Source organism: Phycicoccus sp. Soil802 (genome assembly GCF_001429605.1).
Classification (GTDB): domain Bacteria; phylum Actinomycetota; class Actinomycetes; order Actinomycetales; family Dermatophilaceae; genus Pedococcus.
The window spans coordinates 603,976-616,174 of sequence record NZ_LMSS01000001.1 but is presented as its reverse complement, the minus strand read 5'-3'; the positions used below and the strand labels follow the sequence as shown (position 1 = coordinate 616,174).

Below are 12,199 nucleotides of genomic sequence, written 5' to 3'. Positions count from 1 at the left end.
CTCAGGCGTCCTCCTCGTCCCAGATCCGCACCTTCTTGACGGGCCTCGGGGTGCCCTCGGGGGCGGCCAGCTCGAGCCCCTCTCGGTACTCCCGCCGCGCCCCGAACCAGACCAGCACGAACCCCGCCACCATGCCCAGCCACCACTGGAACGCGTAGGCCTGGTGCGGGCCGAGGTCGGTGTCGGGGGCCTCCAGGGCAGTCGGTCGTGGGGGAGCGGTCCCGTCGGGGAGCCGCTCGACCTCGAGGATGACGTAGGCGCCGAGCAGTGGGCTGCCGACCTGGCTGCTGGCCTCCGCGAGGTTGATGCTGGCCAGCTGGCCGCGGGGGAGTGACTTGCCCAAGGACGGCTCGGAGCGACGCAGCCACCCGGTCACCGTCACGTCCCCGGTCGGCGCCGGGACGACATCGGGCAGCGTCTCGGCGGTCTGGGCGTTCTGCACCCAGCCGCGGTCCACGAGCACCGTGCCACCTGCTGCGTCCCGGAACGGCACCAGCACCTCGTAGCCGTAGGTGCCCTCGAACGGGCGGTTCCGGACGAGCAGGGTGGCGTCCGCGGCATACCGGCCCTGCATGGTGACGCGGGTCCACTCGCGCGACAGCGGCATGGGGTCGGCACCGAGCACGCCGGCGACCGGCTGGGGCTTGGCGTCGTAGTGGCTGTGGATGCGGTCGGCCCGTGCCGCCTTGGCCTCGTAGCGGTGCCACTGCCACTGGCCGAGGAAGAACGCGGCCACCGCGAAGGCCAGGGCGACCCCGAAGGCACCCAGCCACCGACGCGATGTGAGCACCTTGACCACTGCTTCACGGTACCCGGCTTAGGCTAGGGGTCATGACCGGCCTTCCCTTCCCGAGCGTGCGCGCTGACTCGCGCGCTCCTGCGGGGACCGTGGGCCTGCCCGACCAGCTCGGCCGGGTGGCGCGCGACCTGCGCGTCTCGGTGACGGACCGGTGCAACCTGCGCTGCCGCTACTGCATGCCGGCCGAGGGGCTCCCGTGGCTGGCCAAGCCCGAGATGCTGACCGACGACGAGCTGGTCCGCGTCATCGGGGTCTTCGTCGGGCTGGGTGTCCAGCAGATCCGGCTCACCGGTGGCGAGCCCCTGCTGCGCCGTTCGCTGGTCGACGTCGTCCGACGGGTCGCCCGCCTCGAGCCGCGCCCGCGGATCGCCATGACCACCAACGGGATCGGGCTCGACCGGCTGGCCCAGCCGCTGGCCGACGCCGGACTCGACCGGGTCAACGTCAGCCTCGACACGATCGACCCCCAGGAGTTCGCCGACCTCACCCGTCGCGACCGGCTCCACGACGTCGAGCTGGGGCTCAAGGCCGCGGCCGCGGCCGGGCTGACACCGGTCAAGGTCAACGCCGTCGCGATGCGGGGGATCAACGACCACTCGGTGGCTGACCTCCTGCAGTGGTGCCTCGACCGCGGCTACGAGCTGCGGTTCATCGAGCAGATGCCGCTGGACGCCCAACACGGCTGGGACGCCTCGACGATGATCAGCGCCCAGGAGATCCACGAACGCCTCGAGGAGCGGTTCGAGCTGACCCCGCTGCCGGCCGCCGACCGGGGGAGCGCGCCGGCCGAGCGGTTCCTCGTCAACGGTGGTCCCGTGACGGTCGGCATCATCGCGAGCGTGAGTGCGCCGTTCTGCGCGGCCTGCGACCGCACCCGGCTCACCGCGGACGGCCAGGTGCGCAACTGCCTGTTCTCGCAGAAGGAGACCGACCTGCTCGGACCGCTGCGCGACGGAGCCAGCGACGAGGAGCTCGGCGCCCTCATCCAGGGCGAGATGTGGCGCAAGCTCCCCGGCCACGGCATCGGGACGGCCGACTTCGTCCAGCCCGACCGGCCGATGTCAGCCATCGGCGGCTGACCGACCCCTCTCGAAGGCTCGGTCCGACGGCTCAGCCGGCGGTCTCGGGGATCGCGTCCGCGGCCACCGTCTCGACCAGGAAGCCGCGGATCGACAGGAACTCGCCGAGCGACGTGCGGTGGTCGTCGCAGGCCAACCAGACCTTGCGACGATCGGGGGTGTGCAGCTTCGGGTTGTTCCAGAGGTGCGCCCAGGTGGCTGAGTTGCGGCACGCCTTCGCGCTGCAGACCAAGGACTCCATCAGCGACCGATCTGGTCAGGACCGTCGCCGCGCGGGGTCACCGGCGCCGAGGAGCCCGGCAGCCGGGGGCGCACGGCGTTGGCCAGCACGACGGCCACGTAGGGGAGCACGATGGCGGCCACCGCGAAGCTGCCCCAGAGCCACCACGGGGCACCCTGGGTGGCGGTCACGGCGGCGAGGACGAAGCACACCGTGCGGATGCCCATGGTCACCAGGTAGCGGCGGATTCGGCCGGCCTGCTCCTCGGCCAGCGACTCCGGCACCGACGTCACCGACTGGACGACGGGCTCGTCGTGGTGGTGGCGGTGGTGGCGGGGCACATGTCCACGATAGGCGTCCTCGGATGCGGTGTACCCATGGGTAGTCGATAAGGTCGCGGCGAAGGCGCAGCGTGCGTGAGCGCCCGGCCCGGAGCATCGTCGAGAACCCCCGGAGGACATCCATGGCAGGTCGCAACGTGCTGGTCACCGGCGGCAACCGCGGCATCGGTCTCAGCATCGCCACCGCCCTGGTGGAGGCCGGCGACAACGTCGTCATCACCCACCGCTCGGGGGAGCCCCCGGAGGGCCTGCGCGGCGTGCGCTGCGAGGTGACCGACTCGGCGTCGGTCGACCAGGCCTTCACGGAGGCCGAGGAGATCCTCGGTGGTCCGGTGGAGGTCCTCGTGGCCAATGCCGGCGTCACCCGGGACACCCTGCTGATGCGGATGTCCGACGAGGACTTCGACGTGGTCATCGACACCAACCTCGCCGGGGCCTTCCGGTGCGCGCGTCGCGCGGTGAAGGGGATGATCAAGCAGCGCAAGGGCCGGATCATCTTCATCTCCAGCGTCGTGGGCCTCTACGGCTCGCCCGGCCAGACCAACTACTCCGCCAGCAAGGCCGGACTCGTCGGGCTGGCCCGGTCCATCTCCCGTGAGCTGGGCGGCCGTGGCATCACCGCCAACGTCGTCGCGCCGGGCTTCATCGAGACCGACATGACGGCGGAGCTGCCCGAGGACCGCAAGAAGACCTACCTGGCCACCATCCCCGCCGGACGGTTCGCCCAGCCCGAGGAGGTCGCGGCAGCGGTGCGCTTCCTCGCCGGTGACGACGCGGCATACATCACCGGTGCGGTGCTCCCCGTCGACGGCGGGCTCGGTATGGGCCACTGAGCCCCAGTCGGCAACCACACAAGACGAAGACGCCATCACTTCCAACAGCGAAAGGCACCCCACATGCTGCTCGAGGGTAAGAAGCTCCTGATCACCGGCGTCCTGATGGACTCCTCGATCGCCTTCCACGTCGCGAAGATCGCGCAGGAGCAGGGGGCGGAGGTGGTGCTCACGTCGTTCGGTCGCACGTTCAAGATCACCCAGACCATCGCCAAGCGGCTGCCGACCACCCCGCCGGTGATCGAGCTGGACGTCACCAACCAGGACGACCTCGACAGCCTGTCAGAGCGGCTCGGGGAGCACGTCGACCACCTCGACGGCGTCCTGCACTCCATCGGGTTCGCCCCCCAGGGTGCGTTCAACTTCCTCGAGGGCACCTTCGAGGACGTCTCGACGGCAATGCACGCCTCGGCGTACTCGCTGAAGTCGCTCGGGGTCGCGGCGCTCCCCCTGATGAAGGACGGCGGCAGCATCGTGGGCCTCACCTTCGACGCGAAGTTCGCCTGGCCGGTCTACGACTGGATGGGCGTGGCCAAGGCCGCCTTCGAGTCGACCAACCGCTACCTGGCCCGCGACCTCGGGCCGAAGGGCGTGCGGTGCAATCTCGTGGCCGCGGGACCGATCCGCACCACGGCCGCCAAGTCGATCCCCGGCTTCCAGACCTTCGAGGACACCTGGAACGAGCGGGCGCCCCTCGGCTGGGACGTCAACAACGCCGTCCCCGCCGCCCAGGCGTGCGCCGTGCTGCTCTCCGACTGGTTCCCGGCCACGACGGGTGAGATCGTCCACGTCGACGGCGGCGTCCACGCAATGGGGCAGTGACCACCGCTGCCCGCCAGCGCAGCCACAACTAGGCTCGCCGCATGACGTCTTCCCCCGCCGTCTCCGAGCCCGGATCCCTCACCCCGCCCGCCGTGGCGGTGACGGAGGTCCGGGTCCTGGAGGGGCCCAACCTCTACTTCGCCAAGCCGGCGATCAAGGTGAGCCTCGAGCTGCCGGGCTACCTCGCGGCCGACGAGCGGACCCTCACCGACCTGGCCACCAGGGTGGGCATGCGCAGCGCGCGCCCGGGAGCGCCCGGCACCGAGCAGCGCCAGCGCTTCGTCATGCGGCTCGTCGAGCGGGCGGTCCGCCGGCTGGCCGCCGCGAGCGGCACCACGCGTCTCGGTGTGCGGGTCCGTCCAGGGAGTGCCCCCGAGGCGGTCGTGATGGCCTTCGTATGGCGTCGCCGCACCCGGGCGCGCGCGCTCGGGCACGGTGTCGGCCCGGTCCTCCAGGCCTGGCTCGACGGTGGCGACGTGATCGAGGAGGAGGGGCTGGTCGTCGGGCGCACCGAGCCCGGTGACCGTCCGTCGATCCTCAAGCCGCAGATCCCGGTCGCGTCGATCACCGGCACCAACGGCAAGACCACGACGACCCGCCTGCTCGGCCACATCGGGATGACCGCCGGACTCCGGACGGCCTGGTCCTCGACCGACGGAGTGGTGGTCCAGGGCGAGGTGATCGAGGCGGGGGACTACTCGGGGCCGGCTGGTGCCCGCGGCGTGCTGACCGCCCCCGGCGTCCAGCTGGGCATCCTCGAGACCGCCCGTGGCGGCATGCTCCTGAAGGGGATGGGCGTGACCTCCAACGACGTCAGCGTCGTCACCAACGTCTCGGCCGACCACCTGGGCCTGCAGGGGATCGACACCGTCGACCAGCTGGCCGAGGTCAAGGCCATCATCACCAAGGCCACCAGGCCTGGCGGCTGGGTCGTGCTCAACGGCGAGGACCCCCGGGTGTGGGCCATGCGCAACGGCATCAAGGGCAAGCCGTGGGTCTTCACCCTGCGGTCCGATGCCCCGGCGATCCGTGAGTCCCTCGACCTGGGCGGCCGGGCGATCACCGTGCTCGACGGGTCGGTCACCGTCCTCCAGAACGGGCAGGACCCTGACCGCCTGATCAGCATCCTCGACGTGCCGGCCACGCTGTCGGGCCTGTCGCACCACAACATCGCCAACGCCCTCGCCGGCGCCGCGGCTGCCCTCGGGCTCGGGTTGCCTCGTGCGGCCGTCGTCGAGGGGCTGCGCACCTTCGCTCCCGACGACAAGCTGAACCCGGGCCGGATGAACACCTACACGCTGCGGCGCGAGGACGGGTCGGCGATCACGGTCATCGTCGACCTCGCCCACAACGAGGCGGGGCTCGAGGCGCTGATGGACGTCGCGCACGGGCTCAAGGTGCCCGGCGGGCAGGTGCACCTGGGCCTCGGCCTGGCCGGTGACCGCACTGACGACCTGCTCGAGTCGATCGGCGAGGTGGCGGGGCTGCGGGCCGACCGGATCGTGGCCGCCCACAAGGCGCACTACCTGCGCGGGCGCACGATGGAGGAGCTGGAGTCGCACCTGCGGACCGGGCTCGCCCGGGCCGGGGTGTCCGACATCGAGTCCTACGAGACCGAGCTGGGCGGGCTGCAGGCGCTCGTGCCCGGCGCCGCCGACGGCGACGTCGTGGCGCTGATGTGCCACGCCGAGCGCTCCCAGGTGGCGTCCTGGCTGGCCGAGCAGGGCGCCCGGGCCGACACCCCCGACGACATCCGCCGGAAGGTGGTGGCCGCGCGGGGTGAGCACGAGTTCGAGGCCCAGATCGCCGAGCTGTGGGAGCTGGCCGACGACCAGGAGCGGATCGACGCAGTGGCCCGGCTGCGCAGCCAGCGGCCGGCCGACCCGCGCCTGGTGTTCGAGCACGCGAGTGCGCTCGACGCGGCGGGCAAGGAGCAGGACGCCATCCCGCTCTACCGTGACTGCCTGGCAGCCGGTCTGCGCGAGCCGCAGCGGCACCGTGCCCGGATCCAGCTGGCCTCCAGCCTGCGGGTCGCGGGACAGCCCGAGCTGGCCTACTCGCTCCTGACCGAGCTCAGCACCGAACGGCCCGGCAGCGTCGCCGTGGAGGCCTTCCGCGCCCTGGCGGGCGTCGACAGCGGGCACGCCGAGTCGTCCGTCGCCGACCTGATCGAGGTGCTGCTGCACCACGCCGGCGACGAGGACGCCCTCGCCTACCAGCGTGCCCTGTCGGGGTATGCCGCGGAGCTGCGCGACCGCTAGCGGCAGCTCAGGTGGTGGCCGGCTCGACCTCGGCTGCCTCGGACGCCGCGGCGTCGTCACCGGACTGCTGCGCCTCTGACTGCATCTCGACCGGATCGAGGTCGGGGTCGCCGATGCCCTCCTTGTTGTGGGCACCGGCCTGGGCGTGCTTGGTCATCTGCTCGAGCTCGCCGAGCACCTCGGCGTGCTGGTCGACGCAGAGCACCACGACGTCGCCGGGGTTGGCGCGCGCCATGCAGTGCCGGACCGCGTCGACCTCGTTGAGGACGATCTCGACCTGTCGGCAGCGCACGCCCTCCTTGCCGATCTCGCCCTTGGCCCCCTCGGCGATGAGGTCGGCGGTCTGGCCGGCCGGACGACCGCGCTTGCGCTCGTCCTCACGCACCACGACGACGTCGAAGTGGCGGGCTGCCAGCGACCCGAGCTCGCGCATGTCGTCGTCCCGCCGGTCGCCGGCGGTGGAGATCATGCCGATCCGCGAGACCTTGCCGAGGTCGGACTGACCGGCCTTCTGGTCGGCATACGACTCCACGAACTCCCCGAGCACCCGCATGCCGGGGGCGTTGTGGCAGTAGTCGACGAAGACGTCGACGTTGTGCACGTTGACGAGGTTCATGCGGCCGGGGGAGAGGTAGTAGCTCGTCGTGAAGGTGCGCAGGCCCTGCCGGATCTCGTGCAGACCGGCGCCCGCGGCGAACGCCGCACCCGCGGCGGCCATGGCGTTGGCGACGTTGAACTTCGCCGTGCCACCGAAGGTCGACGGCAGGAGGTGGGTCCACGCGAGCTGCATCGAGCGGCGGCCGTGCTTGATGACGATCATGTCGCCGCGGTCGGTGTGGTCGAGGACGACGGCGCGTCCGCCGCGCCGGCAGTAGTCCTCGACGAACTCGCGGACCTTGCTTCCGGGTGGCTGCAATGAGAACCAGACGATCCCGCCCGAGCAGCGGCGACGCATCTTGCGGACGAGGTCGTCGTCGGCGTTGAGCACCGCGAAACCGTTGCGTGGCACCGCTTCCACGACGACGGCCTTGACGTCAGCCAGCTGCGCGAGGGTGTCGATGCCCTTCATGCCGAGGTGGTCGGGCGCGACGTTCGTGACGACGGCGACGTCGTTGCGGTCGTAGCCCAGGCCCTCGCGGAGGATGCCGCCGCGAGCCACCTCCATCACCGCGAAGTCGACGCGCGGGTTCTGCAGGACCATCCGCGCCGACCGCGGTCCCGAGGCGTCGGCCTTGTAGACCAGGCGCTCGTCGATGACGATGCCGTCGGTCGACGTCATGCCGACCTTGTGGCCGATTCCCTTGAAGATGTGGGCGATCATCCGCGACGTCGTGGTCTTGCCGTTCGTGCCGGTGACGGCGACGATCGGCACGCGCGACGGGGAGCCGGGCGGGAACAGCAGGTCGACGACAGGCTTGGCGATGAACTGCGGCTCACCGACGGTGGGGTGGGTGTGCATCCGGAACCCAGGGGCAGCGTTGACCTCGCAGATCGCGCCACCCGTCTCGCGGACGGGGGAGGCGATGTCAGGACAGATGAAGTCGATGCCGGCGACGTCGAGCCCGATCATCCGGGCCGCTTCCTCGGCGATCTCCACGTTGTCGGGGTGGGCGTCGAAGGTCCGGTCCACCGAGATGCCACCGGTGGACATGTTGCCGGTCAGGGCGAGCTTGACCATCTGGTCCTTGGGCGGCACGTCGTCGAGCTCGAAGCCCTGGTCGCGCACCAGCCCGATCGCCGCGTCGTCGACCTTGATGCGGGTGAGCACCTTCTCGTGCCCGACCCCGCGCCGCGGGTCGGCGTTGGTGATCTCGACCAGCTCGGAGACGGTGTGGCTGCCGTCGCCGACCACGTGGGCCGGGACGCGCTCCGCGATGGCCTGCATCCGGCCACCCACGATGAGGCAGCGGTAGTCGCGACCGGTGACGTGGGACTCCACGATGACGTAGCCCCGCCGCGACTCGCCCTCGGCGATGACGAAGCTCGCCCGGACGGCTTCCTCGGTCGTGAGGTCGAGGCAGACCCCTCGCCCGTGGTTGCCGTCGAGCGGCTTGACCACGACGGGGTAGCCGATCCGCTTCGCGGCGGCCACAGCTCCGTCGGCGGTGCGCACGGTCTCCTGCTTGGGGACGGGCAGACCCGCCGAGCCCAGCAGTCGCGTCGTCATGTCCTTGTCGCTGGCGATGTCGACGGCGAGGGCGCCGGTCTTCGAGGTCATCGTCGCGCGGATGCGCTGGGCGTGGACCCCCTGGCCGAGCTGCACGAGGGAGGCCGAGTTGAGGCGGATGTAGGGGATGTCGCGGGAGATAGCCTCCTCGAGGATGGCGCCGGTGGACGGCCCGAACGCCGTGCGCTGCGCGCGACGCAGGAACACGTCGAGCTCCTCGGAGAAGTCGAAGCCCTCCTCGGCCTGCACGAGGTGGTTGACGAGCCGGACGGCGAGCGTGCCGGCGGCGAGGCCCACGGCCTCGTCGGCGTAGTCGTAGATGACGTTGTAGACACCGGTCTGGCCCTTGACGGCCCGCGTCTTGCCGCGTCGCAGGTCGTGCCCGGCCTCCTGCTGGAGCTGCAGGGCGACGTGCTCGGCGACGTGGCCGAGCCAGGTGCCCTCGCGCATCCGCTCGATGAAGCCACCCTTCACTCCCCGCGAGCAGGTGTGGTTCTGCAGGTTCGGCAGCAGCTCGACCAGCCGGTCGGTGAACCCGTCGATGGTGTCAGTGGGATACGCCTCGAGCACGCCGAGGTCGACCACGAGGTGGATCGCCGGACTGTACGACCAGATGTTCCCACCGCGATAGACCCGCGACTCCACGATCGAGAGCTCGGGTGCAGCGGGACCGGTGGGGGTGGGGCGATCTGCCATGGGATCTCCTTGCGGGTCGGGCAGTGCGAGGCGGTGGGTCAGGCCTTGGCCGTTGCGAGGGCCACCGCGACATCGGGGTGCTTCTCGACGAAGTCGACGAGGCGAACCTCGGAGAGGTCGAACGTAGCGCCTGCGGGCAGCGAGTGCACGACTGCGCCGGAGACCATGAGGGGTGCACCCCGCCGGGCGTCGGGTGCGTCGGAGTCGGCGCTGCGGCAGTCGAGGACGAAGGCGACCCCGCTCCCGTGCACCGTGAAGAAACGTCGGTCCCGCACCTCGATGGCGGTGTCCTCGTCGATGCCGACGCCGATCAGGTTGGGGGAGGCCGCGACCATCGACATGAGCCGGCCGTAGCGGGACCGCTGCGCGAAGTGCTGGTCGATGATCACTCCGTCGATCAGCCCCAGCCCTGCGGTGAGCTGGCCGTAGCGCTGTCGGGGCGTGACGCCCTCCTCGCCCATCGAGATCATGAACTGGCTCATGATCGAGGCGCCGGCCGAGGTCCCGCCGATGACGGTGCCGCGCTCATGGGCGCGGTTCAGGGCATCACCGAGCGGGGTGCCCGGGAACCGCTGGCTGAGCTTCAGCTGGCTGCCGCCACTCATGAAGATGCCGGTCGCCTGGTCGAGCAGGGCGACGAGCTCCTGGTCGTGGGCCGAGACGCGGTTCGGCGGGTTCACCACCGCGATCTCGGGGGCGCCCAGGCGGGTGAAGACCTCGCGGTAGGACTCGACGACCTCGTTCTCGAACGACGACGCCGTGGGGATGAGGACGATCCGCGAGCGCTTGCCACCCGCGAGCCGCACGAAGCGGCGGAGCACGGTCGCCTTGCCGACCCGGTCCTCTGCTCCGCCGATGATGAACAGTGTCGGAACCTTGCGACCCTTGCGGCCCTGCGTGCTTGCCATTGCGTCAGCCTAGGAGTCAGGGGGTGGGGATCGGCGGAGCGGGGGTCGGCGTGCCGTCTGCCTCGTCCGCCTCCTCGATCTCCTCGCGGGTGATCCCCAGGAGGTAGAGCACCGCGTCGAGGTAGGGCACGTTCACCGCGGTGTCGGCCTGCTCGCGCACCACCGGCTTGGCGTTGAAGGCCACCCCGAGCCCGGCCGCCTCCAGCATGTCGAGGTCGTTGGCACCGTCGCCGATGGCGACGGTGCGCGACAGCGGGAGGCCGGCCTCGGCGGCGAACCGGCGCAGAGCGGCTGCCTTTCCGGCCCGGTCCACGATGTCCCCGACCAGGCGTCCGGTGAGTATGCCGTCGCGCACCTCGAGGCGGTTGGCGTGGGCGTGGTCGATGCCCAGCTCGCGGGCGAGGTCCTCGACGATCTCGATGAAGCCCCCCGACACGATGGCCACGGTGAAGCCGAGGCGCTTGAGGGTGCGGACGAGAGTCCGTGCCCCCGGGGTGAACTGGACGGCGGCGCGCACGTCGTCGAGCACCGAGACGGGGAGACCTTCGAGTGCCGCGACCCGCTCGCGCAGGCTGTCGGCGAAGTCGAGCTCGCCCCGCATTGCGGCTGCAGTCACGGCGGCCACCTCGGCCTCCCGGCCGGCGTGGCTGGCGAGCAACTCGATGACCTCATCCTGGATGAGCGTGGAGTCGACGTCCATGACGACCAGCCGGCGACCGCGCCGGGCCAGGCCGCCGGCGGCGACCGCGATGTCGAGCCCGTGGACACTCGACTCCATGGCCAGCTCGCGACGGAGTCGGTCCACGTCAGCGCCGGAGACGTCGAACTCGACCGTGGTGACGGGGTAGCGCGACAACCGTCGGATGCGGTCGATGTTGGCGCCGTGGGAGGCGATGCGGGCCGTGATCGCCGCGACGCCGCTGGCGCGCAGCGGGGCCCCGAGGACGACGACCGCGGCCCGGCCGCCGCGTCGCTTGCGGCTGTCGCCGGTGCCGGACTTGATCTTCACCTTGAGGTCGAGGTCGCGACCGACGTTCGTCAGCACGCTGCGCAGCCGCTCGTGGGCCTCGCCGGCGGTGAGCAGCATCGCGAGGGTGAGGTGGCCACGGACGACGACCTGCTCGAGGTCGAGCACCTCGGCACCCACGTCGGCGATGGCGTCGAAGAACGTGCTGGTGACGCCCGGACGGTCCTCACCGGAGATGGTCACCAGGAGCGTCTGCGCGGTCAGGTCGGGCACCTCATCACACTATCGACGGAGGTCGAAGCCCCCTCCGGGAGTCTCGCCATCCGACCCGTTCGGACACCGAAGGGCCTACTACCTCACGCAAGGCGATGGGTAAAGAATCTGTATGAATCCACGTAGTCACAGGCAGTCACGTGCATGTATATCCCTAACTTTCTATCTTCGCTTCAGTGTCGAGCTCGAACCGCGAGCCTACGAACGACTCGGGGGACTACATGAAAAGACTGCCTTACGTCGTGACGACACTCATCGCAATGGTGCTGGGGCTGGCTTTTGCCGGCAACCGCGACTTCGACGTCATCCATCGAGGCTGCCAGGCCTCGTGGGGTGCACCACTCAGGCCCCCCGGCTGGGACACCCGTCGAGGCGGGAGTCGGATCGAACGACCGCCTGGACACGCAACACACACCGGCTCAGGAGGGCGTCATGTTGTTGGACGCGAGCTCTCCGGAGGCGCTGGCCGCATCCAGCGTCATCGTTTCGGCAGCCAAAGGTTCGGACTACTGGTACGGCGTGGCGTTCAACTCGCTGGGACAGCCGAAAACCGTCATCTACCTGCGCTATTCGTGGTCGTGGATGTGGTATCTCAAGCAGCACATGGGCACCATCAACGACCTGTCCCAGGCTGCGTGTGGCCTGCTTATCAAGGCCGGTGCTACGACCGTCGCGGCATGCGTGTTCATGGTCAAGGCCTACTTCGCCAAGATGCAGTCCGTCATCAACCAAGGAATCTCAGCAAAGAAGTGCCTGCGCTTCCGGATTCCTGCCCCGCCGCTGGCAGACATCAGCCTGGTGCGTTTTGATCTCGTCACCTGCAGGGTCTGAGA

Annotated in this window: 11 protein-coding genes; 5 read left to right on the top strand and 6 right to left on the bottom strand. The window is 70.4% G+C overall.

Annotated elements, in window-relative coordinates; translation table 11 throughout:
* Window position 1 precedes the first annotated feature (1 nt).
* Window positions 2-799, bottom strand: coding sequence for an SURF1 family protein (locus ASG91_RS02900; RefSeq protein ID WP_056921073.1), 798 nt, complete (start codon window positions 797-799; stop codon window positions 2-4).
* Between the two features lie 32 nt (window positions 800-831).
* Here ASG91_RS02900 and moaA point away from each other — a divergent pair, with 32 nt between their 5' ends.
* A complete protein-coding gene (gene moaA, locus ASG91_RS02895) occupies window positions 832-1,878 on the top strand; it encodes a GTP 3',8-cyclase MoaA (protein WP_056921072.1) in 1,047 nt (348 codons plus the stop codon).
* Window positions 1,879-1,909: 31 nt separating this feature from the next.
* On the opposite strand, the gene ASG91_RS02890 is transcribed toward moaA, so the two are convergent.
* Window positions 1,910-2,119, bottom strand: a complete 210-nt coding sequence (locus ASG91_RS02890) for a hypothetical protein (protein ID WP_056921071.1) — start codon at window positions 2,117-2,119, stop codon at window positions 1,910-1,912.
* The gene (locus ASG91_RS02885) at window positions 2,119-2,439 is read right to left on the bottom strand and encodes a DUF3099 domain-containing protein (protein ID WP_056921070.1); all 321 of its coding nucleotides are present in this window, start codon (window positions 2,437-2,439) and stop codon (window positions 2,119-2,121) included. Before ASG91_RS02885 ends, ASG91_RS02890 begins: the two co-directional genes overlap by 1 nt.
* Before the next feature lie 122 nt (window positions 2,440-2,561).
* On the opposite strand from ASG91_RS02885, the gene ASG91_RS02880 reads away from it, so the two are divergent.
* The 3 genes from ASG91_RS02880 (at window position 2,562) to ASG91_RS02870 (ending at window position 6,355) form a co-directional block, all read left to right on the top strand.
* Window positions 2,562-3,272: a beta-ketoacyl-ACP reductase gene (locus tag ASG91_RS02880; protein ID WP_056921069.1), complete on the top strand. Its 711-nt coding sequence runs from the start codon at window positions 2,562-2,564 to the stop codon at window positions 3,270-3,272.
* A gap of 63 nt (window positions 3,273-3,335) precedes the next feature.
* Entirely contained in the window at window positions 3,336-4,094 is a 759-nt protein-coding gene (gene fabI / locus ASG91_RS02875) for an enoyl-ACP reductase FabI (protein WP_056921068.1), read from the top strand.
* Window positions 4,095-4,135: 41 nt separating this feature from the next.
* On the top strand, window positions 4,136-6,355 hold the full coding sequence (locus ASG91_RS02870; RefSeq protein WP_056921067.1) for a tetratricopeptide repeat protein: 2,220 nt from the start codon (window positions 4,136-4,138) through the stop codon (window positions 6,353-6,355).
* 7 nt (window positions 6,356-6,362) lie between these two features.
* Here ASG91_RS02870 and cphA read toward each other — a convergent pair whose 3' ends face one another.
* Genes cphA through serB form a run of 3 tightly spaced genes read right to left on the bottom strand, consistent with a single transcriptional unit; the run spans window position 6,363 to window position 11,366 of the window.
* The gene (cphA, locus tag ASG91_RS02865; protein ID WP_056921066.1) at window positions 6,363-9,218 is read right to left on the bottom strand and encodes a cyanophycin synthetase; all 2,856 of its coding nucleotides are present in this window, start codon (window positions 9,216-9,218) and stop codon (window positions 6,363-6,365) included.
* Between the two features lie 38 nt (window positions 9,219-9,256).
* Window positions 9,257-10,126, bottom strand: coding sequence for a cyanophycinase (locus ASG91_RS02860; protein ID WP_056921065.1), 870 nt, complete (start codon window positions 10,124-10,126; stop codon window positions 9,257-9,259).
* Window positions 10,127-10,142: 16 nt separating this feature from the next.
* The gene (gene serB, locus ASG91_RS02855; RefSeq protein WP_056921064.1) at window positions 10,143-11,366 is read right to left on the bottom strand and encodes a phosphoserine phosphatase SerB; all 1,224 of its coding nucleotides are present in this window, start codon (window positions 11,364-11,366) and stop codon (window positions 10,143-10,145) included.
* Window positions 11,367-11,798: 432 nt separating this feature from the next.
* Here serB and ASG91_RS02850 point away from each other — a divergent pair, with 432 nt between their 5' ends.
* The gene (locus ASG91_RS02850) at window positions 11,799-12,197 is read left to right on the top strand and encodes a hypothetical protein (RefSeq protein ID WP_056921063.1); all 399 of its coding nucleotides are present in this window, start codon (window positions 11,799-11,801) and stop codon (window positions 12,195-12,197) included.
* Window positions 12,198-12,199: the final 2 nt, after the last annotated feature.